The sequence below is a fragment of the Paenibacillus residui genome, assembly GCF_042677205.1.
Taxonomy (GTDB): Bacteria; Bacillota; Bacilli; order Paenibacillales; family NBRC-103111; genus Paenibacillus_L; species Paenibacillus_L residui.
Window position 1 is genome coordinate 57,427 of sequence record NZ_JBHTIU010000030.1, and the last position, 24,239, is coordinate 81,665.

A 24,239-nucleotide genomic window follows, 5' to 3' on the forward strand; every position below is an offset into this window, starting at 1 on the left:
TTTCTTACAGCTTTCTCCCAAGCTTATGGTACTTTTTCGTTGTAAATACAATATTACCATTGGGCTTTTTTTGAAATTATTGTAGATTTATGATTAGACATATTCTGAAAGGAACTTTCTTAAATGATTACAACAACCATCAAGGGGATAAGTTAAAATTTGAAGACTCGTGCCGGGCTCTTCTCTCCGCGAACGGTGGACAACGGAACTCTGGCCATGCTGTCGGTCATTGAATTTGAAAAAGACGATAAAATATGCGATTTAGGCTGCGGTTATGGAGTTGTGGGCTTATTGGCGGCCAAACTGGTCCGTCCAGAAAATGTAGTTATGGTGGACAACGATGAACAGGCTATCGAAACCGCCAAAGAAAATGCGGCGGCCAATGAGGTTTCCGGTGTACACATTGCCCACAGCGACGGTTTTTCCGGTATCCGGCATAATGACTTTACCAAAATCATTTGCCACCCGCCTTATCATGCCGATTTTGCCGTGCCAAAAATGTTTATCGAAAAAGGATTTAACCGGCTCGCTCTAGAGGGCAGGATGTATATGGTGACCAAGAGAAAAGAGTGGTACAGAAACAAACTGATTTCCATCTTTGGCGGAGTTAAGGTTTGGGAAATCGAAGATTATTTTGTTTTCATGGCCATCAAAAAAAGTGATCGATACTCTAACTCAAAAGGAAATAGGGGACTTCGGAAAATATAGTTGAAATCTGTTATTTACTTGTACCGCGTGATGTAGGCGAGAACCTACGCTGAATTTAATAGGATTGCCAACGGCAACGAAGAGGCTTCCCCCGCTGTTAAACTCCGGGTCGATCTTGATCTTACCTATGATCCGATTTCTATCCAAAATCTTTTGATGACATTGCCATCTTCCTCCGTAAAGCTGAAGTCCGGGATTCCGCCGTTTTTGAGTATCGTTTTCTCGGAAGCTATATTCCCCTCATCACATACGACAAGGGCTTGCTTAATGCCAAGCTCTTTAGCTTTCTCCAGGGCCAGGAACAGTAATACGGTCGCATAACCCTTCCTTCTCTCCGACGGACGAATCCCGTAACCAATGTGGCCGCCGCGATGGAGTAACTTCTCCGTTAAGCCGTGTCTGATATTAACAGCCCCTATCACCTTCTTATTGTCGGACACTAGCCAATAGGTTGAGCTCGGAACCCAATGGTCAGGGGGATTCTCCTGTTTTTCATTCTCAAGCAGAAATTGGAGCATCCCTTCAAAGTCCGATGGATCTCTGCGTATCACCCACGGAACCATAGGTTCGCCGCCAGATTGCCAATCCTTATAAAAATCGAGATATTCATCGCGATATTCCATACTCGGCTTCACCAGACATACGGTCTCCATAGCGATCCCTCCTTTGAGTTGCCATCCCTTTTGGAATCAAACATCGATTCAACCATGTAGCTCGTGAAATTTGCCGCTGCATAACGGCCTCCGCACCCCTTCCCGAACGGAAAAAGAGGGGAACCAACTCCCCTCTTAGTTACACACGCGTGGCTGCATCGGATGTCTCAGTCATCCACAGAGCTTTCATAGATTTGGTACATAGATACTTCTTCATCCATAGCCGAGGCAAGCTCGTAAGCCTCTCTTACGCTCTTCCCGTTCTGAATCATTTCATAGAAAAGCCGCAGCATGAACATAAGAGCCGAACTGCCGTCCGGATAATCATCCGGGCCGATATAGATCCGGCAGCCGCGCTCCAGGAATGCTTCGGCCAATGCCCGGTCACCTAGTGAGCAGCCATTGCCAAAGACGATTTTCCCGTCCAGCTTCGCATAGCGCAGCACCTCTTCCGGACCAAAGTCTCCCCGCGGCTCTCCTTCTTCATAGACGCTCTCACCCAATTCCGGCATGAGAAGCTTGCCTTCATCGCCGTGGAAACTGAGAATAATCATGTCGGTATCCGCATAGAGATCTTCGCCTGATAGTACGGAGATCAAATCATTCGGCCGGCCAATCCAATAAGTAAATACTCTTGCGCCAAAACATTCGAGAGTCGCTCTGATGGCCTGCGTTTCCATATCACTATCCGGTCCGCATACCAACGCAACATTCATTACCGGTTTACTCATTTCCAATCCCTCCATAGTTTAGGTTTATTTTGAATATACAGGCATACTTCTATGGAGGACCGCGGGCGTTGCCGGCAAAGGAAGAAGCATTACGTTAATTTGTTGTCATCATTACAATTTCCTCCTGTTTTGCACTTATCGTTTATATGTACATTAAGATAGAAAAATAGAAAAATCAAATCGTCAGGAGAATTTATCCATATATTTTATAATGTCGAAATACCACTAAACTCCAACCCTTTAAGAACGGAATGGTTTGCAACCAAACTTCTTACCCGCTCCATTATTTTAGGTCCGGCAGGAGCCCCACCGTTTCTACTAAGCAGCATCCATCTAAGACAAGCCAGCGCTTCATAAGCTCCAAGCTCTCCTGGAGGAATCTCAATGATCGTTAGATAAGCGGAACGAAATAGATTCGCATAACGCTCCGAAATGTATATTTTCTGCAGGGTAAGCGCCCAAGCAAAATCATATCTGGGGTCTCCCAATTGCCCGTTCGTCCAATCTATGACGGTGTATCGGCCGTTGTTCTCCAGAATGTTCATCAGGTGAAGATCACCGTGAATAATACGGTCCTGCTTGATTGGGGTTATTTCAACAAGAGCATTTAATGCTTGGCTCAGGTCTGAGTGTTCGCCTACTCCGGAAAAAAAGTAATGGATAAAATCATACCTGGGAAGCTGCAGATTTCCCATCTCTTCCATGCCGATTTGATGTATTCCAGCTAAAATGCCCGCCAAACGGGCCATTATTTTCGCATTCACCTTATGAAGGGGCGTGCCGTCGAAGGAGGTTAACAAAACCTGCTCGCCATCCGGATTTATCCCCCACCCCAGCGGTTCAGACACAGATAGTCCCCGTGCATAAAGAACATTCAGCAGCCGAAATTGAAAACGGACATCCGGCTTGGAGCTCCTGTTCCATATTTTCAGGACATAGCTATCATCATGTGAGTTTATCCTAACGACTTCCGCTTCAAATCCTTGATTCATCGAATGCACGGTTAAGGCATCTTCTTGGGTTAATAGCTCATCCAGCCTTTTGTTCTTCTCCATCCAATCCACGGTACTTAGAGGGGTTCCCAATCACGCTCTTCCTTCCATACAGAGTCTCTTCTTGATTGGCGGTACCTGCAAGCTGCCTTAACATTGCCATTTTTGATCCCGGCGAATTCTCTCATACTTCGAGCGGTTGCGTTCGCTTTTTGAAAAGATCATTCACACAGCTTCAAGACGGTCCTGTGCCCTGCTTGATTGGCTAGAATTATAACATATCCGCCATAAAAAGGAAGACAATTTTATTAGCAGATAGATCATAGCAGTTACAGCTTATATTGAGGCAAAAGGAAAGACTACCTTCAGAAGAATAAAATCGGTTGTTGACTTCCATTCGCAATCCGCTTTTCGATGGCTATCTTTTGAGAATCAACTCAATCATCGAAAACAGCAATCCATAAGAAATACAGGAGTATGAATTATTATAATATTGTTTTTAAGCTAAAGATTTAATCCATTTAGAAAGGTTGTTGAAGATGGCAAAGCTAAAGCCTTATATTCTGTCAGAAGACGCAATGGCCCAGGCCGAGTTTTATACGCAAGTGTTCGGAGGGCGAATCTTGTCCGTGACAACACATGAACAGGCAATGGGAACGCAGAACGAATACAAGGATAAAGTCATGCATATGTGTTTCTCAATTGCAGGAGACAATTATATCTTTATCGCCGACACGATGGAACCCTTAAAGCAAGGAAACGACATCGCACTAAGCGTGGAGTTCGATCTGGAAGCCGAAGCCGTTGAAGCATTCACAAAGCTTTCCGAAGGCGGTACAGTCAAATATCCTTTGGAAATGCAGCCTTTCGGCGTGTTTTACGGGGAGGTTGTCGACAAATATCAGGTGACCTGGATGATTACGGCCGGGATGGAAGGCTGATCTGCTATTTACAACGGATGGGCTTCGGAAGGGATGATGCGGAGAGCCGTGGACAGTAGTATCAACATGGCTGTCTGTCCTTGGCGATCATGCCGAGTTATCGTCGAAGGCCCCGTCAACGGCAATGAGGACTACCGAAAGCCTCGTCAACAGCAATGAGGGCTTACTCTACTTTCATCCGAAAGACCCCGTGCGACGGCACGGGGGGCTAACTGTATTTTATACAGGTAATTTCAAGTAAATTGCAGAAAGTGGCTCAACTAAATGGAAAAACTACAGTTAGATTGGATGAATTCAGGAGATATCGCCTAATTTGCCCAAACTAGATGGAGGTTTTCCATTTAGTTTTCGTATTTCGCCCTAGAATGGGAAACTAACTGGATGAAATCCATTTAGTTATCTAGGGGAGATACCGGGAGGATGCGAAGGATCTTCCAGGAAACGGTCGAGGATATCTGGGCTGCTTCCGGGGCAGTCGGAGGCTATCGAGGATGTCTGGGGGGCGTCCGGGATCGTCCAAGAGAGGCTTATCGGGATGTCTGCGGCATGTGGCTGATCACCGTCATGTGACGCCATACACCGCGCGCTGGGAGTCTCGCGCGGTTCGGGGCTGGCGGGCACCTTCAGGCGGATTCCTATTACATACTTGTTGACAATTAAAACCATATGAAATATGGTAAAATCGGGTTCATATTAGGATAATATAGTCAAGTTATTTATTCTTGCTAGATTAATACCGACTGTCCGCCGAAAGGAATGGTATTGTGAATTCGCTGGAAAGATACGACCTCCACATGCGCCCGAATGAACAGTTCGATGGCGCCATTCGCTGGTATTCGCCTTTAGAGGAGCCTTTTCAAGTATCCGGCCTCGCTTGGTTTGCGCAGGAAAGAAAATATCGCCGATTGCCAACTTCGCCGGCTCAAGCAATTCCCCAGGCGGTCGATCATTTGGCCAATCATACGGCAGGAGGGCAAATCCGGTTCCAATCGGATTCCTCCTCCCTATCGGTCAGGGTGAAGCTGAGAGGGATAGCCGGCATGGCCCATATGCCTGCAACCGGGCAATGCGGTGTCGATTGTTATGTGAGCGCTCCTGATACCAACGCTCGTTGGAGGTATGTCAATACCACCAGATATGATCACACTCTCATAGAGTATGAGTGTGCCTTGTATACCGGTTGGGAACCGACGATGCGCAATTTGGTGCTGAACCTGCCGCTGTATCAAGGGGTGGAAGAGATCTGGATCGGATTGGATGAGGGAGCCTCGGTGATGGCCCCGCCCGGCTACGCTTCCGGGAAGAAAATCATCATCTATGGAACATCGGTCACTCAAGGCGGCTGCGCTTCGCGTCCTGGCATGGCCTACTCCAATATCTTGAGCCGCAGGATTCCATTGGAATTCATTAATCTCGGTTTCTCGGGTAGCGGCAAGGGGGAACCGGAGCTCGCCGAAATCATATCGCAGATTAACGATCCGGCATGTCTTGTTGTTGATTATGAAGGTAACTGCGTTAGCACCGAACTATTCCGCAAGACCCTTCCGGAATTTATTCGTATTTATAGAGAAGCCCATCCGGTCACACCGATCCTGGTCGTGTCTCGTATCCGTTACGCTCGTGAGGAGCTGACACCGCATTTATATCAAATGAGAATGGAACGCAAACAATTCGAGCAGTCTCTCGTTAACGAGCTGCGGGAGCAAGGGGACTTGAATATTTATTTCTTCGACGGCTCCAAAACATTGGGCGAAGATTTCTTCGAATGTACGGTAGACGGCCAACATCCGACAGATCTTGGTTTTCTGCGAATGGCGGATGCACTCGAGCCGGTTCTGAAAACCCTGCTTTTATAACATCCCGTTACAGCAAACAAGCCGGAAAGCGAATCGCTTCCGGCTTGTTTTAATATACTTGTATAGTAAATTCAAGAATAGTTGCTTATCCCATTTGTTCCTTCGTCGGCCCCATGACTCCCGGCACGGTAAGCCCGGCTTGACGAAGCAGTACAGTCATCTGGCCGCGATGGTGCGTATCATGGGCGATCAGTGTGTGGAGCAGCTTTCCGCGGGCCATTTCCCTACCCATAGCAGACACCGTTTCAGCCAGCATATCGTCCGTCAGCGCGTTTTGGACCCCTTCCTGCACATCCGCGGCCATACGGCGATAGGCCTCGACAATTTCGCTCACCTTGTCCGGCACACCATCCCGCGTCCCTGCAGGCTGTACTTTAACACCGACCAAGCCTGTAAAGAACGCCGGGCTCGTCGCCAAATGCCAACCCAGCCAGCCAAGTGTGCTGTGTCCTTCCACGATAGCCTGTCCAAGCTTGTCGTCGGAAATCGCTTCGATCACCCGTAGCGTGCCCGCCGTCTGTACATTCCAATCTGCAATAAAGTCGTCAATTTTCCGGTACATCTTCGTCACTCCTTTGTTCATAGTACAGAATTTGTAAGTTCCGGGGCTCCCCGCAAAGTACTCGGATTATACTTCGAAGGTTACGTGTCACTTTGTGGGGTATTACAGGGCTCCCCGCAAAGTACTCGGATTATACTTCGAAGGTTACGTGTCACTTTGTGGGGTATTACAGGGCTCCCCGCAAAGTATCCGGAATACGCTTCGAAGGCTGACCGTCACTTTGCAGGGTTATTTTAAAATTGTTTCCATCTTCATTGTAAGAAAACGGCGGATAGAATGCAAACATATGACCGTAAATTTTCTTTAGGTTTGGCTATGTCAGTAAGCGTGACGGGACAGCCCAATTTCAGCGGCAGGTTTATTTATAATTATTTTTTGCCGGACGTTTAATGAAGGGAACTGATATACTCAATTCAGGATTACAGAAAGCAGGTGTTCAGGCTGGAGCTGAATATTGTAAAAGTGCCGATAGAAGAGAAACCGATACTTAACAATCTAATGCAGCTTTACTTGTACGATTTTTCCGAGTTCATGGATTGCGATGTTGAAGACAATGGTCTATTTGGAGAGTATCCGTATTTAGACGACTATTGGATTAGTGTAGAACACCGTTTTCCTTATTTTATAAAGAGGGACGGAAAGAATGTCGGATTTATATTGGTTCGATATATCGATTCCAGCGACACTCCTCATTTTTCAATGGCCGAGTTTTTCATAATGAAAAAGTATCGGAGATTAGGGCTAGGCAAACATGCTGCCATGAAAGTGTTCGATATGCATAGAGGGCGCTGGGAAGTTACTCAATTGGAAAGGAATATTCCCGCACAGCAATTCTGGAATAGGGTCATCACGGAATATACTTCGGGAAGGTTCAGCAGTCGAATGGAATCAGAGAAATACATACAAGCATTTTTCAACTAACGGAAAATGGGGCCGTACAATTAACGGATAACCTCTCATTTGTTGAGAACCCGACGCCAAGGATTCAGCCCGCACGAAGCGGTTCGTCCGTTCTAGAGCAACAGATTAGTCGGCAGCATCTATTTCTTCAAAATGAAGGCAAGCCACCTGGTGGCCGATTTCGCCCGGAACGGATCGCATCTCGGGAGCCTCGGAACGGCAGCGGTCGCTGGCATACCTGCAGCGGGTATGGAACCGGCAGCCTGACGGAGGATCGATCGGAGAAGGCACGTCCCCCTTCAACAGAATGCGCTCCGCCTTGCGTTCCGGATTCAGAGTCGGAATGGCGGACAACAGAGCGCGGGTATACGGGTGCCGCGGCTGACGGAATAAGGTGGCCGTATCGGCGATTTCAACGATCGTTCCCAGATACATGACAATGATCCGGTCGGAAATATGGCGCACGACCCCCAGATCATGCGAGATGAACAGATAGGTCAGCTTGAATTCCCGCTGCAGCGCCTGCAGCAGATTGAGCACCTGGGCCTGGATGGACACATCCAGGGCGGATACGGCTTCGTCGCAGATGATCAGCTTCGGGTTGACCGACAGCGCCCGGGCGATGCCGATTCGCTGACGCTGTCCCCCGCTGAATTCATGCGGATAACGGTCTGCCTGATGGGAGGAGAGCCCCACGGTTTCCAGCAGCTCGATGGCCCGCTCCCGCCGGCGTTCCTTGGGCACGACATTTTGGATTTCCATCGCCTCCTCCAGCACCTGCACGGCGGTTTTCCTCGGGTTGAGGGAGGCATACGGGTCCTGGAAAATGACCTGGATGTCTTTGCGCTTGCGGTTCATGGCTTTCTTATTGAGCGTAAGCAGATTGACGCCGTCGAACAGAATCTCCCCCGAGGTCGGTTCATCCAGGCGCAGAATGGCGCGTCCGGTCGTCGATTTGCCGCAGCCCGATTCCCCGACGAGGCTAACGGTCTCCCCTTCACGAACGGTGAAGGAGATGTCGTCTACGGCTTTGACATAGTTGAGCGTCCGTCCGAAGATGCCTCCCTTAATCGGGAAATACTGCTTCAGCCGATTTACGGTCAGAAGGGTTTTGCTCATATCGTCACTTTCACCTCCGGCTTCATCTCCCTAATGCTCGGTATATATCCAGCAGCGTACCTTATGGTTGCCCCCTACCTCGTTCAGTTCCGGCTGAGCTTCGCGGCACCGCTCCTGCGCATAGGGACAGCGCGGCGCAAACCGGCATCCGGCCAGCGGTTCATAGGGGCTTGGGACGGAGCCGGCAATCGGCACAAGCTCCTGCTGCTCGACGTCATGGCGGGGCAGCGAATTCATCAGTCCTACCGTATACGGGTGCTTCGGCTCCCGGAACAGCGTAACCACATCCGTATATTCCACGATCTGTCCGCAATACATGACGGCAACATCGTCACATGTCTCCGCCACGACGCCGAGATCATGGGTAATGAATAGCACCGACATGTGCAGTCTGCGCTGCAGATCCCGGATCAGATCCAGAATTTGCGCCTGGATCGTTACGTCCAGCGCTGTTGTCGGTTCATCGGCGATGAGCAGATCGGGATTGCAGGCCAGCGCTATCGCAATCATTACCCGCTGCCGCATGCCTCCGGATAACTGGAAAGGGTACTGCTTCACTCTTTTCTCGGGAGAAGGGATTCCGACGAGGCGCAGCATCTCGACCGCTTTGTCCATCGCCTGACGCTTCCCCAACTGCTCATGAATCCGGTATACCTCCGAGATCTGCTGGCCGACGGTAAAGACGGGATTCAGCGACGTCATCGGCTCCTGAAAGATCATCGATATTTGATTCCCCCGGATGTGGCGCATCTGCCTGCCGGTTTTGTCCAGCAAATTATCCCCGTTGTATTTGATTTCACCGCCGATAATGCGGCCGGGATGGGAAATCAGGCGCAAAATCGACAGCGACAAAATGCTTTTCCCCGAGCCTGACTCGCCGACAATGCCCAACACTTTGCCTTTATCGATAGTAAGGCTGACGCCGTCCACCGCTTTGACCTCACCGTGTTCCGTGAAAAAGGAAGTTCGCAGGTTGTTGATTTCCAGCAGCGGCTGCTTCGTGTTCATCCTTCCTCGCTCCTCTCTCGGAAGTATCGGATTAATCCAAATCAATTCGTTTATTAAAATATTTGTAGGAGATGTCCACTAACAAATTTACAAGCACGAAAGTTAAAGAGATGATCAGGATGGTAGCCTGAACCACTGGAAAATCCCGCGCCCGGATCGAATCGATGACATAGCGGCCGATTCCGTTGACGGCGAAGACGGTTTCCGTCAGCACCGCTCCGCCCAGCAAGCCGCCGAACTCAAGGCCGATGACCGTAATGACGGGGATCATCGCATTTTTCAGGGCGTGCCGGTATATAACAGCGCGCTCTCGCACCCCCTTCGCGAGGGCTGTGCGAATATAATCCTGATTCAGCACCTCCAGCATGCTGGAACGGGTCATGCGGGCAATAATCGCTGCGCCGCCGGTGCCCAGCGTAATGACCGGAAGCACGGTCTGTCCCCAGGTTCCCCAGCCGGAAGGACGGAACCAGCCTAGATCGACGGCGAAGTATTGAATCAGCATCAGTCCGAGCCAAAAATTCGGCATCGATACCCCAAACAAGGCAACGAGCATGACGCCGATATCGGAGGGAGAATTTTTGTAAACGGCGGAAATAATGCCTGCAGTCAATCCGAGGAAAACAGCCAGTATCGTACTGTACAAGGCAAGCTCCACCGTAATCCAGAAGCGGCTCTTGAAAATTTCCTCAGCGATAGGACGGCTGCTGCGAATAGAGACTCCGAGATCCCCCTGGATCAGCTTGCCGGCGTAATTCCAATACTGCACGGGTAGCGGATCGTTCAGGCCGAGGCTCTCCCGAATCTGCTCCACCTTCTCCTTGGGAGCGCCTTCTCCGACAATGACTTGAGCGGCATCTCCGGGAATGAGATGCATGAGGAGGAAGACGATAATCGTTACCCCGATAATGACGGGGACAGTTTGAATCAGTCTCCGGATAATATATATGAACATGGCGCCGGCTCCTTTGCAAGTGAATTGATGACTCCGGTCACTTCTTCATTTTCGGGTCGAGCACGTCCCGCAGTCCGTCGCCCAACAGATTGAACGCAAGGACCACAAAGACGATGGACAGTCCGGGGAAGAGGGCAACATGAGGATGCTCCACAATGTATTCGCGCCCATCGTTCAGCATTGCCCCCCATTCCGGCGTCGGCGGCTGCGCCCCAAGCCCGAGGAAGGACAGCCCGCTGGCAGTCAGAATCGCAATCGCGATGCGGAGAGTGGCCTGGACGATGATGGGAGAAGTAATATTCGGCAAGATATGCTTGAAAATAATGCGGCTGTCGCTCGAACCAAGAGCCCGCATGGCATCGATGTATTCCAGCTTGCGAACCGCCAGCGTCGATCCCCGCACGATCCGGGCGAAGGTCGGAATCGAGAAGATGCTGACCGCAATGATGACATTGAACAGACTCTTTCCGAGAGCGCTTACAATCGCCAGAGCCAACAGCAGACCGGGGAACGCCAGCAGAATATCGCAGATGCGCATGATGATAGAATCCCATATTCCCCCATAATAACCGGAGAGGACACCGAGAACGATTCCGAAGACTGCACCGAGGAGGGCTGCGATGAAGCCGATCGTCAGGGTGATCCGCGTTCCATGGATAATCCTCGTGAAGATATCCCTGCCGTTATGGTCCGTTCCGAACCAATGGTCTGCGGACGGCTTCAACAGCTTGGAGGAATAGTCGACGATGGTCGGATCATGCTGGGTAAGGTAAGGACCGAAGATAGCAACGAGAATGATAAAAAGAAGAAAGTAACCTCCCCACAGCGCCGCTGTGTTTTGCCGTAATTGTCTGTACAACCTCCCCCATCCGCGTGCCGGAGTCCGGCTGCGTCCTGGTGCGTTATCCGCTGCTCCTGCCCCGTTTCGCATGTGGAATTCATCCTTTCTACAAATAATTATCCGCCCGTTTAAGTAGAATCCTAGAATAAATTGGAATTACTCAAATATATGTTAAGTACGAAAAAAATATTTATCTTTTGATCGAGAGGGGTGTGTTAAGTGTTGATTCACAGAACAAGGTTAAAATGGTTCGTTCCGCTTATGCTCGCGATGATCCTGCTGCTTATACCGGCATGCAGCGAAAGCAGCGGTACGACCGAGGAGAAGCCTCCGGAGGAAAACAAAGGAAGCACAAGCTCTCCAAGTCCAAGCCCAAGTCCCGGGAATGAGGACAAGAGCAAGGATCCGCCAAGTGGCGGCGGCGGTACCGGGGATCTCATTGTGGCCTGGCTATCCGAACCTCCTACTTTAGACCCTCATATGTCGACCGATCAGCAAACCAGCATTGCGTCCTCCCATATTTATGACACGCTGGTTAAGCATGACAAGGATCTGAACATCCAACCGAGACTGGCCGAGAGCTGGAAGATGGTGGATGACGTAACCTGGGAGTTCAAGCTTCGCCAAGGCGTGAAATTTACAGACGGATCGGCCTTCAATGCCGAGGTGGCGAAGGCTAATCTGGACCGGCTGCTGGACCCCAAGACGGCTTCCCCGAGGGCTTCATTGGTAAATATGATCAAGGAAATTACCGTCGTTGACGAATACACGCTGCAACTCGTTACCGACTATCCCTATTCTCCCCTGCTAGCCCACCTGGCCCACCCCGGAGTAGGGATCGTCAGCGCCGAAGCCATCAAGAAAGACTACGAGAAAGTGAACGCCGGCGAGAAGGCCGGAGCCTGGCTGTCCCAGAATCCGGCAGGAACGGGGACTTTCAAGCTGGACTCCTGGGAACCCGGGCAGGAATTGAAGCTGGTCAAGAATGATGACCACTGGGGGAATAAAGCGAAGATAGACAGTATAACCTTCAAAGTGGTCAGCGAGAACGGCACGCGCATAGCGGAGCTGGAGACGGGATACGCGCATATTATTGAGCCTGTATCACCGAGCAGCATCGCCCGAGTGGAAGGACTGGATGGCGCTTATCTGAACCGTCAAGCATCGCTCAGCCTGTCATATATTGGCTTTAATACGGAGAAGGAGCCGTTCAATGACGTTCGCGTGCGCCAGGCTCTATCCATGGCTATTAACAAGGATGAAGTGATCTCCGGCATTTACGAAGGAACGGGAATTCCCGCGGTCGGACCGCTAGCACCGGATGTGTTCGGCTATGACCCGTCTGTCAAACCGATAGAGTATAACTTGGATAAAGCCAAGGAGCTAATGAAGGAAGCGGGATACGAGAACGGTTTCTCTACCACGATCTGGACGAATGACAATCAGGAACGGATTAAAGTTGCGGAATATGTGCAGGCGAAGCTGAAAGAGCTGAATGTGGATGTGAAGATCGAAGTGATGGAATGGGGCGCTTATTTGTCCCAGACGGCCGAAGGAAAGCATGATATGTTCGTGCTCGGCTGGTCTACGGTGACGGCCGACGCCGATTACGGATTGTACCTCGTATTCCATTCCGCTAATGCGGGCGAGCCAGGGAACCGGACCTTCACGAAGGATGCGGAGCTCGACAAGCTGCTGGATGAAGGACGCAAGGAGAACGATCCGGAGAAACGCAAAGCAATTTATAAGCGAGTACAGGAGAAGCTCGTCGAATTGGCTCCTATGCTGTACATTCACCATCAGGAATATTTGGACGGGGTAAGCAAGAAGGTGAAGGGCTACTGGAGACATCCGAGCGGCATTATGCAATTCCATGACGTGTCGATAGAGCCGTAGAATAGATGCAGGCGAAAGCCCCAGTACTTTAGTTCTAAAGTGCAGGGGCTTTTTTATTGCCATTTATAGATATAAATTGAATTTCAAGAAGGATTTTCCGGAAAAAGACAGAATACTTATGATCGCGCAAAAATGATCGCTGTGTCGATCTGAGGAGAGTGTTACGATGAAAAATTACGGTCATGAGTTATTTAAAGGAACCGCATCTTATTATTCTGCGTACCGCCCGCTTTACCCGTCTGAACTGGTGCGGTGGATCGTGAACCGATTTTCTCTCGATGGCCAAGGCAATATGCTTGATTTGGGGTGCGGAACCGGTCAACTCATGATGCGCTTCTCCGATTGGTTCGAGAGGCTGGTTGGCGTAGACAGTGAGCAAGAAATGATTGACGAAGCCTTGAGGAGAAGTGAGGAAGCGAGGATCGATAACATCAAGTGGATTACGGCCGATGCGGAAAGCTACTTGCAGAATACTAACGAAATCTTTCGGGTAGTCACGATCGCCAAAGCGTTTCATTGGATGGATAGAAAAGCGGTGCTCGACGATTTATATAACAAAATCCAACTAGATGGCGGAGTCGCCATTATTGATCATTATGCCCCGCATAAAGAGCCGCTGCCATGGCAAGCTGAGCTCCAGAAGATCATCAAATTATGGTATGGAGAAGAAAGAAGAGCGGGAAACACGACATACTCCCACCCACAAATTAGTCACGAGGAGATCGTTGCGCAATCTCGATTTGAATTAGAAGTTCATCGTCTGCCAACGTATGAACAGCAGTGGACGATCCAGTCCATCATTGGCAACCTGTATTCCACTTCCTACGGTTCCAGGCGTTTCCTTGGCGACCGGGCTGCTTCTTTCGAACAGGAACTGGAAAAAGCTCTATTACGCATAGACAACAGCGGAATCTTCACAGAAGAAATAGACCTGTCCATTATTTTAGCGATGAACGTTAGCGAACGTTAAGGTGTTGATTTCCCTGCGGAATTTGGAGCCTGGTTGAAGAAACATTTCTGTTCCCGACATCGTCACAACAGCAAGCAAGGAGGGACAGGCGTCCCTCCTCTATCGTATTCCTCTATTCAAATTTTGAGTCCCTAAACTTCCATATAATTCGAGAGTGCCTTGTTAAACCCGTCTCACGCTTATTTAACAAGGTGAGATTGATTGCCAGGGAGCGCTTATTGGGCCGATAAATTCTAAATAAATTTTCAGAGACGGTTACCCGTACGCCTACCCCTACCCGGTTCTTGTATACTTCATTCCGGGTTCCGACAACCTCGTTCCAGGGTACGAATTCTTCGATAAAAACAAAAGATCTTATCCCAATTCCATCCGGAGAAATTTGCACAATCGGCCTTGGGTCAAAAGTCAAAATGGCACACGCCAAACCGCCTACAACGGCTACAATTAAAAAGCCATAAAAGACAAAATAAGCCTTAAGGATGTGCGGTAAAACCGGCCTCCTTATACTTGGCCGCAACGCTATCCAACGTTTCTCGCGCTCCTTCAAGCTTCTTGACATAAAGGTCAAAGAAAGCAAGCGAAAAATCGTTGATCATCCGGTGAACGCTCCTTGGATCCTCTCCTTTATTCTTCAGCAACGGGGAAAATAAGTGAAAATCCGTGAAGCTCATATGCGAAGTATTCGGAATAACAATAGAAAAACCGCCTCCGGACAACGCCCGTTCCCGGCGCCTGACGGTCTCCTGCCACGACTGTTCAAGATCTTCTCTCGATCTTCCCGTTGTCTCGGCCGCGACCTCGGCCATTTTGTCGTAGAGTTCCTTGTCCACGCTCTGTTCTGCACTCATGATGAAAAGCGGCTTGCCGACACCCGATTCCGGCGCGACATCGCCGTACAGCGTGCCGTCCATGTTAATTGCCGCCTTGATTCGCTCATCCTCCATCAGCGTTTGAACTGCCGTAGCTCCTCCATAGGAATGACCGAACATACCGATCCGCACCAAATCCATCCGACCTGCAAACCGATCGTCTTCCGTATCCAGCCGCTCCAGCATATCCAGCACAAATCGGATGTCGCTCTTCCATAGCTCAATATGCTCATCAAGCCTCGTGAAGCCGGAAAGATTGGCGAACCGGATCAGGGCCGCACGTCCATCCGGAAACACAGTAGCCGCCGCGTCATAAGTATGATCAATACCGATCACGATATATCCATGGCTGGCCAGTTCTTCCACTTCGAACGTGTTTTGATTCCGGAAGCCGGTCAAGCCATGCGAAAAGAGCAGTACCGGGAATCTTTCCTCCCCGGCGGCAAGCTTCCCCTCTTCGAGGGAGTGAGTAACCACATTCCCCAGATGGCTGAAGACAAAACCAGGCAAAGAGAATGTTTGTCCCAGCCCCGCGGCTACCTCTTTGGGATATCGGGTATAGGGGGAACGCTTGCCTTCCGCTTGCCCGGCCGGGTACCACACCTGCACCATCAGTTCACGCCGGTCTTCAGGATTGTCGCTGTACGGCTCACTGCGGTTCTCGTCCACCCAATGATAGACGGTGGTACCGACCGCATAAGGTCCGTTAGGCGAAACAAATGAAAAGACGGGCATCAGCAGCGGCAATGCAATCGAGACGCCGGCAAAAACGAACAACGCCAGGCTTTGCACTGCCATGACAAGCCTCCTTCGGGTGCTGCTTCGCCTGGCTCGCCCGGAGAAGCAGCACCCGAGCGCTAGCAGGGCTGCAATGTAAATCGGAACCATCTGCCAGCGCCAACCGCCGGTCGATATGTGCAGCAGAGTAACCGCGATGGCCCCCGCCGCCGCCATGGCCGCATTGGCCCGAGAAACATTCCGATCCCATACCAACCAGAACAATACTCCAAAATTGACCGCAGCAGCGAGCCAATCCCATATGGTCAAGAAAGATTCCCCCCGTGGATATGAATAAAGCTTGGTGCGCTGCCTGCAGCCTTAGCAACCGTCATTGCCGGCCGCCCTTTGCGTACCTCAAACTACTTCCATATCATGTTTATTTTAGAAAAATTTTATAAAAATTTAATGGCTCAAAACCATAATCAGTGCTTGAAAGAAATCCGTGGCTCCATAATAACTATATAACGGGCATAGGATTGGGTTGAACATATTGGTTTTGATGTTGGGCCATCCGATCATGCGCTGCTCTTTATGAAGCAGGATGTGGCGGGGTAACATTTCACTCCAACGTGTGCGGCGGAGTATGGGGTAAACAAAATGCATTTTGTTACGAAACCTGGAAACGTTATTCGGGCAAAACGGCTCTTTTCCATTTTCTTACGAAACTCCATATCGCTATTGACCAAAAAAGAAGGCTATGGAGCAGGTTTTCGCCCAAATAACGATTGTGAGTTTCGTTATATTTGAAACGGCATCATTTTTAAATCAATAACGTTACCCAGATTCGTTAGCGAGATTGAAACCGGATGGGAGCCGGGCAGATGACCAGTTAGTTATTCCGCAGGTAGAAAATCAAGCACTGATTTTGAGATTGAGCCAATTTCATTTATTACGAAATATCACCTGACCACGGTTGCAAGTCCTTTTCATCAACCAGACTTCCAAATCCGCGCGGCTTCATCCGCAAGCCCCATTTTAATCATTTCTTCCGTAACTACGGAGCACAACGGCTCGTCATCCCATAAAATATAATTTAGCTGAATATCCCTAAACAATGCAAGCTTCGAGGCTTTAGGCGCGGTATCCAGGAAATCTCTCAGACTATCCAAATCAGGGGCTATGTTCTTATCAATCGGGAATGGCACATGGTTCAGCAGCATTGACTTTGGGTCCTTTTTGGCATCTTCTATTCTTCATTAACTCAATGGTCTAATAAGTAAAATTCCAATTCAAGTATCAACCATAACAGGGAAGGAAGTCTCTCAAATTCTGTCGGCGATAGCAATTCTTCGGCTCCATATTCCTGTAGCCATAACGTGCGGAAAGTCGGCCAACGGTGTCTTTCGAAGTTAATGTAAACGAAAAAGTTGGGCGTGTATGATGATAAGCCAAGCACATTTTCCGTCTCGTAAACTTTATTCACAGATGTCTTTCCACTTAATACCTCATCACAATAAAAATCTTCTGACATTCTATTCCCTCCTATACATGGGACGACTGTCAGGGCGACGCAATTTCATGACTATATCTCCGCGATGTTCGAGCAGCCTCGAAGTTTTCAAGGCGTTTTAAACGGTGTTGACACGACACCAAATGGTGTCATATACTAAAAAGGGCACTGAATGGTGTCCAATTAGGAAGCATTCATCGATCAACCAATGCGAGTTCCAATCACATTGTTGTTGCAAGGGGGTTGTGGACGAGGAGAGGCCTTTGCGGAATAGGATTGACACGAATTAAGTAACGCTTGATCCAACGAATATGGAGGAGGAAAAACAATGAGTTTGACGTTGTCCTTGGATTTCGAGTACAAAACTTCGATCGAGAAGCTGTGGTCCGCCTTGACCGATTCAGACAAGCTGGCTCAATGGATCTTGTCGAATGATTTCAAACCCATCGTCGGGCATCAGTTTCAGTTCCGCTCCGAGCCGAACGAATGGTGGAACGGAATTATCGACTGCGAAGTGCTTATCGTGGACGAACCCAACCGGTTGTCCTACACTTGGGCCAGCGGAGACGAGCAGAATACCGTGACCTGGACACTGCAAGATTTAGGCAACGGAATGGTGAAGCTTCATTTCGAACAAACCGGGATCTCCAATAAGCAGGCTTTGGGAGGCGCCAGAGGCGGCTGGATCGGAATGCACGACGAGCTCAAAAAATTGGTGGAGTAATTACATACATTGGAGGAACAAGGCCTGCCGACACGATTCGGCGGCCTTTTTTGTGTGAGCTTGGCAGCGAAACTGAAAAAAAAGAAGATGCCGCAAGGTCATTTTTTTGAAGTTAATAACCAAGTATGAAAATATAAGCGGCATATCTGCAGTTTGTATTAGCCCGTATGAATGGCAGTACCGGTACGCTCCGCCTGAGCTCACAGCCCGTCTACGATCGTCTGCCAGCCACCGTGTGGGTAATTTTAATTTTCAAACACAGCCATGATGGCTTACCCCACAGCATTTGAAAAAAGGGTACATATAAAATAAAGGACGTAAGTTACGCCCTTTATTGTTAATTTATTGCCGATCATTCTCCGGAAAGATCGAGGCAAGATCTATGGTCAAACAAGGAATCGTTGGAGACTGGAGTTGATCCTCTTCTGTTAAGGTTGCCACAAGCCGATAGCCTTCTCCTTCGGTTAGCACGAATTGATCTACCGTCCGATAGGTTGGGTCGGCAAGCCAATATTCTTTGACGCCGTGTTTCTCATATAACTCTTTCTTGATCGTCTTGTCTCTTCGTCCCGTACTGCTGGATAAAATTTCGACAAGCAAATCAGGCACACCGAACACGAAACCATCGCGGATAATTCCAAGGTTGGCGTTGGCTATATAAATGACGTCTGGCTGTACAATATTCTCCTCGTCGAAATGGACATCCATCGGAGCGAGCAATATTTCCCCCTCCTCTTTGCATGCCCCGTGGAATGCAAGATAAAAATTCGTCAATATCTTCTGGTGTACATATTTGGGGGAGGATAAAAAATCATACCGGATTCCGCCAATAATCTCGTAGCGCTCGGGCACATCGTAAATCCCCCGCTGTTCCTTCACTTTCGGTGTCTGTTTGGGATTAGATGGTTTGGATGAACTCATCAAACATCACTCCTCATCAGATCATAATAGTCGTACACCCGTTCTCATTATTATAACCTGTTACGGCCGTATTTGCATTATTTTATAATTCCGACCTCATTCTCGTTGAGCAATTATCCCAGGACCATTACAGGACCATTACGGGCCTTCTCACAAACCTCCGAACAGCACTTGGCATTCCGATATCCCTTTACAATTCAAATCTCTTTTTCACGTTGCCATATAATCCATCAATCCTTATAAGGATCAAATTCATCTGCTCCAGCCATACAGACACCGATCGGTCTCAGCACATGCAGGACCTCAATCGTTTCGGCATGCGCATCCAGCACCTCCTGAAGCTTCCGGTAAACAAACGGACTCTCGTCCGTGCCTGCGCCACGCAGTTCTACTCCGAACGCCCGAACGGCCTCCAGCATTTGCTGAGTAGTGATTTGACCCCCGCTTCGGGTGCGGGTTTTCCAGTTCATTTTGCCTGCGGCTTGGGTTCGGCTCATGATTCGCCCGGCTCCGTGAACGGTGCTGTAATAAGCCTCCCGGTTCTCTTCACTGTCCTTTCCTTTCACGATAACGGAAATATCCCCCATGCTGCCGCCGATAAAACCAACCTGACCGGGTGCGGATGGCGTCGCCCCTTTGCGGACGACAACGACTTCCTGCCCATTATGCGTCTCTTTCCAGGCATAGTTGTGATGGTTATGCACTTCGAGGTCCACTTCCGTCCCCAGAATCGATAGAACTTCCCCAATCACATAATCCCGTCCGGCATAAGCATAACGTCCGGCCAGCTTCATCGCCCGATAGTACATATCTCCAAGCTCGCTGCTCAAATCAAGTAGTATTGGCGGCTGATCCATCTTCTCTCCGGGAGCGCTGGCTAGAAAATCTCTTCCGGCAGCCAAATTGATAAAACCGCTCGCCGTCTTATGCCCGAAGCCCCTGCTTCCGAAATGGTTGGCGATCCACACTCGGCCTGTTCCCACTTCTTCAAACAAGTCCACAAAATGATTGCCGCTGCCGACTGTGCCGAGCTGATCGCGGGCCAATGTTTTCAGCTTGTCGTGCTCCTGTTTGCCTATGGCTTTATAAATCGCCCAGTCCGGATCATCAAAAAGGTCATGATCCACCTTTTCATTATTGACACGCCCCATGCCGAAAGAGATTTTGCGCGCGATTTCATCCATAATTTTGGCCAGTCCGGGCTTCACATCGTCCACATATAAATGGGTTCGCACCGCTTTATTCCCGCAGGCAATATCATAACCGACGCCGGAAGGGGAAATTTGCCCATCATAGACGACGACCCCGCCGATCGGCTGACTGTATCCTTTGTGATGATCCGCCATCAGAAGAGTTTGAACCACATTGCCTGTTTGTGCGCACGTCTTCGCTTGAGCAAGCGCCCCATCATCGGGGCTTCCCCAGACACGCACGCCGTCTATATTTTGATAAGCCATTAGATTTTCACTCCTGTAGATTGATTGCATTTTCTTGTTGAATCTTAAACCTAACCAAATCGTACCATATTCCGGTGTTTTTAAGATGGGGAAATTACTAGGACCGAAGTCATTAATTATGAAAGCAAATTTCAGACATTAGTTACAAAATCAGCTTTCTTTTCGCCAACAAAAAATAGTGATATATCCATTTCTTGATTCGTCTAAATAGTGTAAGAAGGTAAAGTGAAGGGTTACATCAATGGCGCAATTATCACCCGAAGATTTAACCACCGGCTCGTACCTTGGATCTAAAACAAATCCATTTGAGTGGGATACGGTAAAAATCGGAAAAGGTAATGATCTTAGTGAATATGAGTGTTGGATGGTTTTGTGGATATAAAACTTACAATGTGCTTGTGGACTATACAGATAATAACAACGAAAAAATCGTTGTTAAAACAGGTAGACTTTACCCGTGAGTAGTTGTGCTTTCATTGGCATACTTAAATCTTTGCTTTATAAGGAGAAAATTATATACGTCTATGAGGAATAATGCTACAAAAATGATATTAACTCTTCTTGCCGTAATCTTGATAATTTCTGCCTATTTGTTATTTAACTACATGTCAGACCCCTATGCCAAACATAATATCGCAGCAAAAAATACATTAGATAAGTTTTATGATGCTTTTATTAGGGAAGATTACCAAACAATTTCTACATTAATAGTTAACAAAAATCCTCAAATGGTCATCAATATAAGACATTGGTATGGGGATGTAAAAAAATATGAAATTATCCATATACGAAAAGTTGATGAGTTCGAAAAGAAGGCAAAGATAAAAATTACTAGCCTCCTCAATAGCGAAGAAAGAAGGCTCTTCGCTATACTACATGGGAAAAACTACGTTTGAGAGGCATAATAGAGCGATTTGACATGGAGCCTCTGCGGGCATGAGTACTCGCGAAAGCCGCGAAGGGTAAGGAATTCGCGTTGCTAACCAGCTTATCATGCCCGCCTCTCCATATAAAATCGCTGTCTATTTACCCCACCCAGAGTAGCGAGGAAGCAAAGAAATAATATAGATATTATTCTACTAAAAAAACAGCAAGATAAGTGGCTTGTCCAAAATTATGATTCAGACCTGGATTACACCCTACCTTGAAATGAAATCAGATAGCGGGTGACGTGATACAGTATCATTGGTTGGCCGCTACCAGCCCCCACAGCGGACTTTCACCGCCGAATTAATTGCCACACGTAGCGCACCATAAAAAGGCGCAAGCATTTTATAGCTTGCGCCTTTAATAAATATAGGCAAATACAACTCCGCAACTTTTACTCGTTATCGCCTTCATCCCAAATGGCATATTCCCCATAACCTAGAAACTCTCGTACTTCAAGTACTTCCTTGCCTTTAATAATCATTTCAATACCATCTTCATACTCCCATTCCATACCAGCCAAAATGCTTGCTCCAAATACAGGGTCATTTTGATCATAAGGATTTCTATAGATATAAATATCGCTTACCGAAATAAAGCGTAAGATGTCCCTGCCCTGAGCATCCGGCAAACCATCCGGGCATATCATATCCGGGTAACTATCTGTCAGCAGATGATCTTTCCATGCGCACATTTTTTTGCATAACTCATCAACCGTTTCGTCAGGCAGATTATTTAAACAATTTTCGATATAGGATTCGGCTTCATCCAGACTCATGTCTTCCTCTCTGAAATGGTACTGTACGGGTTCATTAGATAACACAAACGGCCCGAATCCCGAAGTTGCTTCTCCGTTCGATGCGTAAACGTCTTCCTCTTTACCGACATTCTCCAGACGAAATTTGCTACTCATTGAAGATTCCCGATTCGACATTCCCATTTATACCCCTTTATTCGTATAGAAAAAGCTCCTATTTTCCTGGCTGCCAGAAAACGATCCATGTACTACAACGTCTGGCCACTAGCGTTCCGAGTCCTACAACTCATTCAATGATAGAATTTCACCGCTTACGGCATGTACCCCGTAGCTGCAGTCGAATTTGCCGCATAAACGATACTGTTTTTGTTCAGCATCGTAAACATAACAGGGAGTCAGCTCGAACCGTGACTTTAGCTTTGCATACGCTTGTTCCCCGGAAATCTTTACTTCTTCCGCCTCTTCAAAAGAGTTAAACATGTCCAGCAGCGGTTGATTGTCTATAAAGTTATGGACTTGCAAGGTGTCTGCATCCAGCAGCACGACAAGCTTTCTTTGAAACACACATGGGTTCGGTTGAGCCGTTCTTAATGTGGCGTGAATGCAGCCCTTTTCCCTATGCAAGCTTCTAAGCGTCCATTGGCCGGTGTCATCAGGGAATTCCCGTGATAAAAAGTCTTTGACAGCAAGCGCACAGGCTACCCGCTCTTCCTCCGTGATCGGCAGGGAATCCGGGGACGGCTCATTGGCAAATGCCTGCTCTGCAGTAATCTCCTCCAGCCAGTGAATCTCTTTTCCTTCGAAGGCTGTTTGTGATCGCTCATTGGGCTTGTCCCAAACCATGGTTTGGTCCATTCGCACGGAAGACCGCGCATTTCCTAATAATTCAAAAGGGATTGTCGATGCTCCGTCATTCGTTACGAAAACCTCTTCCACCGCGTAAACGGGAATCCATTTGTTTTGTTCGTGAGAAGGAAAATGCACCAGCTTTATTTGCTCCTTGGCCAACGATTCCACTCTATCCAGAGACAAGGCATACGTTTCTTGTTTAACCTGCTCATGAGAAGGAAACTGGCCATAAACTAAGAAGGACGTAAGCTGGCCCTGCGGGTTCCATTTGACCTCAATGGATCCGGAGGGAGATACCGCCACGCCTTCAAAGCATTCCGCAAAATGAAGCTCCCCTTCCTTTTCCTTACGGAGCTGAAATTGCTTGCCGTAGGTCAAGCCGGTTTCCGCCTCCACCCACCGGATAATGTCCTGCGTATTCCGGTTAGGGAACACAATACCCTCTTGCGCATAGGTTTTCCCCTTGACGAAAGTAACGCTTTTTATTTTTTGCCGATGAACATCGATTTCAATAACCGCCGTGCCTTCCGGGTTCAGGTCCTCCTCTTGTAGTCCGTCGGCATGATTCGGGAACCACTCCATACTTAGGGTATATACGGTTTCATTCGTAGGAGTAATTTCCCGGTCAAATCTATACCGTTGCAAATAATAGTTATTCAGTCCAAATTTCGCTTTGGTAAAATTAATTAACTGCCGTGTCTTTGAATCCAACAGTTGACACCTCGCTTCCGGCTGTTTGTAATATGGGGCCATCAACATGGTGAGAACGTGAGCCTGTAAGCAACTGCGAATATAAAAGAACCAGTGACTCCTAACTCCCTGGTAAAAAAGTCGGTGATACCTCAGTTTCCCAGACTTGCGATGCAGCAATGGTTTATCAGCCACTTCTTTGGAGTTACTTCTAATATACGGCTGAAGAAGGGACTAGGTTTCATGCTAAAAGGTACTGGTGAAAGAGGAATCAAACGCCATCTTGATCTGGTTGACAGTTTGATTCCCGCCTTGAAACGTGCAGGATCATTCCATTTAAATATAGAAATAAAACTGCACAGCATGAACTTTTTAGATGGGTCGTTGATCTAATAAGTGAGGAAGACGATTGGAGGTAATGGTTTGTCTTATGAACAAGATGTAATTCTGGCAAGGGACGGTGATCGGGATGCTTTTGTTAGACTTATCCGCCACCATGAGGGGAGCTTATACCGAGTAGCCAAAGGAATGTTAGATTTGGAAGCAGATAGCATGGATGCTATTCAAGAAGCTATAGTTAAAGCTTATTCATCCATAACCAAGTTAAGAGAAGCAAAATTTATAGTGGCACAAGAAGTCAAGACAGTTTTTTTTAATTTTTAAGGTGTGAAATCATTCACGAA

Annotated in this window: 24 protein-coding genes and 1 pseudogene; 10 read left to right on the forward strand and 15 right to left on the reverse strand. The window is 48.3% G+C overall.

Features of this window, described 5'->3' with window-relative positions; genetic code table 11:
- Positions 1 to 159 precede the first annotated feature (159 nt).
- Positions 160 to 708: a class I SAM-dependent methyltransferase gene (locus ACFQ03_RS09945; RefSeq protein ID WP_150960508.1), complete on the forward strand. Its 549-nt coding sequence runs from the start codon at positions 160 to 162 to the stop codon at positions 706 to 708.
- A 125-nt stretch (positions 709 to 833) separates the two neighbouring features.
- On the opposite strand, the gene ACFQ03_RS09950 is transcribed toward ACFQ03_RS09945, so the two are convergent.
- The 3 genes from ACFQ03_RS09950 to ACFQ03_RS09960 all read right to left on the reverse strand — a co-directional run bounded on the left by ACFQ03_RS09950 (position 834) and on the right by ACFQ03_RS09960 (position 3,177).
- Positions 834 to 1,361, reverse strand: coding sequence for a GNAT family N-acetyltransferase (locus ACFQ03_RS09950; protein ID WP_379287857.1), 528 nt, complete (start codon positions 1,359 to 1,361; stop codon positions 834 to 836).
- Between the two features lie 167 nt (positions 1,362 to 1,528).
- Positions 1,529 to 2,092: a delta-aminolevulinic acid dehydratase gene (locus ACFQ03_RS09955; RefSeq protein WP_150960507.1), complete on the reverse strand. Its 564-nt coding sequence runs from the start codon at positions 2,090 to 2,092 to the stop codon at positions 1,529 to 1,531.
- Positions 2,093 to 2,298: 206 nt separating this feature from the next.
- Positions 2,299 to 3,177 (reverse strand): phosphotransferase family protein, encoded by an 879-nt coding sequence (locus ACFQ03_RS09960; protein ID WP_379287860.1) that lies wholly within the window; start codon positions 3,175 to 3,177, stop codon positions 2,299 to 2,301.
- A 446-nt stretch (positions 3,178 to 3,623) separates the two neighbouring features.
- On the opposite strand from ACFQ03_RS09960, the gene ACFQ03_RS09965 reads away from it, so the two are divergent.
- From ACFQ03_RS09965 to ACFQ03_RS09975, 3 genes are all read left to right on the forward strand, one after another.
- Positions 3,624 to 4,025 carry a VOC family protein gene (locus tag ACFQ03_RS09965; RefSeq protein ID WP_379287862.1) on the forward strand — a complete coding sequence of 134 codons (402 nt, stop codon included), beginning with the start codon at positions 3,624 to 3,626 and terminating at the stop codon, positions 4,023 to 4,025.
- A gap of 420 nt (positions 4,026 to 4,445) precedes the next feature.
- Complete coding sequence (locus tag ACFQ03_RS09970; RefSeq protein WP_379287864.1) at positions 4,446 to 4,595, forward strand: hypothetical protein; 150 nt, start codon at positions 4,446 to 4,448, stop codon at positions 4,593 to 4,595.
- 194 nt (positions 4,596 to 4,789) lie between these two features.
- Positions 4,790 to 5,881, forward strand: a complete 1,092-nt coding sequence (locus ACFQ03_RS09975) for an SGNH/GDSL hydrolase family protein (RefSeq protein ID WP_225312803.1) — start codon at positions 4,790 to 4,792, stop codon at positions 5,879 to 5,881.
- A gap of 85 nt (positions 5,882 to 5,966) precedes the next feature.
- Here the strand turns inward: ACFQ03_RS09975 and ACFQ03_RS09980 are convergent, their stop codons facing one another.
- Positions 5,967 to 6,443 (reverse strand): DinB family protein, encoded by a 477-nt coding sequence (locus ACFQ03_RS09980; protein WP_144936143.1) that lies wholly within the window; start codon positions 6,441 to 6,443, stop codon positions 5,967 to 5,969.
- Between the two features lie 432 nt (positions 6,444 to 6,875).
- On the opposite strand from ACFQ03_RS09980, the gene ACFQ03_RS09985 reads away from it, so the two are divergent.
- Complete coding sequence (locus ACFQ03_RS09985) at positions 6,876 to 7,364, forward strand: GNAT family N-acetyltransferase (protein ID WP_379287867.1); 489 nt, start codon at positions 6,876 to 6,878, stop codon at positions 7,362 to 7,364.
- Positions 7,365 to 7,469: 105 nt separating this feature from the next.
- Here ACFQ03_RS09985 and ACFQ03_RS09990 read toward each other — a convergent pair whose 3' ends face one another.
- Genes ACFQ03_RS09990 through nikC form a run of 4 tightly spaced genes read right to left on the reverse strand, consistent with a single transcriptional unit; the run spans position 7,470 to position 11,356 of the window.
- Complete coding sequence (locus ACFQ03_RS09990; protein ID WP_379287869.1) at positions 7,470 to 8,462, reverse strand: ABC transporter ATP-binding protein; 993 nt, start codon at positions 8,460 to 8,462, stop codon at positions 7,470 to 7,472.
- Between the two features lie 30 nt (positions 8,463 to 8,492).
- Positions 8,493 to 9,470, reverse strand: a complete 978-nt coding sequence (locus ACFQ03_RS09995; protein ID WP_379287871.1) for an ABC transporter ATP-binding protein — start codon at positions 9,468 to 9,470, stop codon at positions 8,493 to 8,495.
- A gap of 31 nt (positions 9,471 to 9,501) precedes the next feature.
- A complete protein-coding gene (locus tag ACFQ03_RS10000) occupies positions 9,502 to 10,425 on the reverse strand; it encodes an ABC transporter permease (RefSeq protein WP_379287873.1) in 924 nt (307 codons plus the stop codon).
- A gap of 37 nt (positions 10,426 to 10,462) precedes the next feature.
- Complete coding sequence (gene nikC / locus ACFQ03_RS10005; RefSeq protein ID WP_144936154.1) at positions 10,463 to 11,356, reverse strand: nickel transporter permease; 894 nt, start codon at positions 11,354 to 11,356, stop codon at positions 10,463 to 10,465.
- Positions 11,357 to 11,488: 132 nt separating this feature from the next.
- On the opposite strand from nikC, the gene ACFQ03_RS10010 reads away from it, so the two are divergent.
- Together ACFQ03_RS10010 and ACFQ03_RS10015 are read left to right on the forward strand one after the other, a co-directional pair.
- Positions 11,489 to 13,162, forward strand: a complete 1,674-nt coding sequence (locus tag ACFQ03_RS10010; RefSeq protein WP_379287888.1) for a glutathione ABC transporter substrate-binding protein — start codon at positions 11,489 to 11,491, stop codon at positions 13,160 to 13,162.
- Positions 13,163 to 13,328: 166 nt separating this feature from the next.
- Positions 13,329 to 14,132 carry a class I SAM-dependent methyltransferase gene (locus ACFQ03_RS10015; RefSeq protein WP_379287876.1) on the forward strand — a complete coding sequence of 268 codons (804 nt, stop codon included), beginning with the start codon at positions 13,329 to 13,331 and terminating at the stop codon, positions 14,130 to 14,132.
- Between the two features lie 473 nt (positions 14,133 to 14,605).
- Here ACFQ03_RS10015 and ACFQ03_RS10020 read toward each other — a convergent pair whose 3' ends face one another.
- The 3 genes and pseudogenes from ACFQ03_RS10020 to ACFQ03_RS10030 form a co-directional block, all read right to left on the reverse strand.
- The gene (locus ACFQ03_RS10020; protein ID WP_379287877.1) at positions 14,606 to 16,048 is read right to left on the reverse strand and encodes an alpha/beta hydrolase family protein; all 1,443 of its coding nucleotides are present in this window, start codon (positions 16,046 to 16,048) and stop codon (positions 14,606 to 14,608) included.
- 662 nt (positions 16,049 to 16,710) lie between these two features.
- Positions 16,711 to 16,941: a hypothetical protein gene (locus ACFQ03_RS10025; RefSeq protein WP_379287878.1), complete on the reverse strand. Its 231-nt coding sequence runs from the start codon at positions 16,939 to 16,941 to the stop codon at positions 16,711 to 16,713.
- Positions 16,942 to 17,143: 202 nt separating this feature from the next.
- Positions 17,144 to 17,252 (reverse strand): annotated as a pseudogene (locus tag ACFQ03_RS10030) (HIT family hydrolase); the annotation flags it as partial.
- Positions 17,253 to 17,559: 307 nt separating this feature from the next.
- Between ACFQ03_RS10030 and ACFQ03_RS10035 the strand changes: the two are divergent.
- Positions 17,560 to 17,955 carry an SRPBCC family protein gene (locus ACFQ03_RS10035; protein ID WP_379287879.1) on the forward strand — a complete coding sequence of 132 codons (396 nt, stop codon included), beginning with the start codon at positions 17,560 to 17,562 and terminating at the stop codon, positions 17,953 to 17,955.
- Between the two features lie 342 nt (positions 17,956 to 18,297).
- Here ACFQ03_RS10035 and ACFQ03_RS10040 read toward each other — a convergent pair whose 3' ends face one another.
- Both ACFQ03_RS10040 and ACFQ03_RS10045 read right to left on the reverse strand, forming a co-directional pair.
- Positions 18,298 to 18,876: a Uma2 family endonuclease gene (locus ACFQ03_RS10040; protein ID WP_379287880.1), complete on the reverse strand. Its 579-nt coding sequence runs from the start codon at positions 18,874 to 18,876 to the stop codon at positions 18,298 to 18,300.
- A gap of 230 nt (positions 18,877 to 19,106) precedes the next feature.
- The gene (locus tag ACFQ03_RS10045) at positions 19,107 to 20,333 is read right to left on the reverse strand and encodes an RtcB family protein (protein ID WP_379287881.1); all 1,227 of its coding nucleotides are present in this window, start codon (positions 20,331 to 20,333) and stop codon (positions 19,107 to 19,109) included.
- A 524-nt stretch (positions 20,334 to 20,857) separates the two neighbouring features.
- Here ACFQ03_RS10045 and ACFQ03_RS10050 point away from each other — a divergent pair.
- Positions 20,858 to 21,229 carry a hypothetical protein gene (locus tag ACFQ03_RS10050; RefSeq protein WP_379287882.1) on the forward strand — a complete coding sequence of 124 codons (372 nt, stop codon included), beginning with the start codon at positions 20,858 to 20,860 and terminating at the stop codon, positions 21,227 to 21,229.
- Between the two features lie 425 nt (positions 21,230 to 21,654).
- Here the strand turns inward: ACFQ03_RS10050 and ACFQ03_RS10055 are convergent, their stop codons facing one another.
- Both ACFQ03_RS10055 and ACFQ03_RS10060 read right to left on the reverse strand, forming a co-directional pair.
- Complete coding sequence (locus tag ACFQ03_RS10055; RefSeq protein WP_379287883.1) at positions 21,655 to 22,194, reverse strand: DUF6985 domain-containing protein; 540 nt, start codon at positions 22,192 to 22,194, stop codon at positions 21,655 to 21,657.
- Between the two features lie 102 nt (positions 22,195 to 22,296).
- Positions 22,297 to 23,577, reverse strand: a complete 1,281-nt coding sequence (locus ACFQ03_RS10060) for a hypothetical protein (RefSeq protein WP_379287884.1) — start codon at positions 23,575 to 23,577, stop codon at positions 22,297 to 22,299.
- A gap of 402 nt (positions 23,578 to 23,979) precedes the next feature.
- Between ACFQ03_RS10060 and ACFQ03_RS10065 the strand changes: the two genes are divergently transcribed.
- The gene (locus ACFQ03_RS10065) at positions 23,980 to 24,219 is read left to right on the forward strand and encodes a sigma factor (RefSeq protein WP_379287885.1); all 240 of its coding nucleotides are present in this window, start codon (positions 23,980 to 23,982) and stop codon (positions 24,217 to 24,219) included.
- Positions 24,220 to 24,239 lie beyond the last annotated feature (20 nt).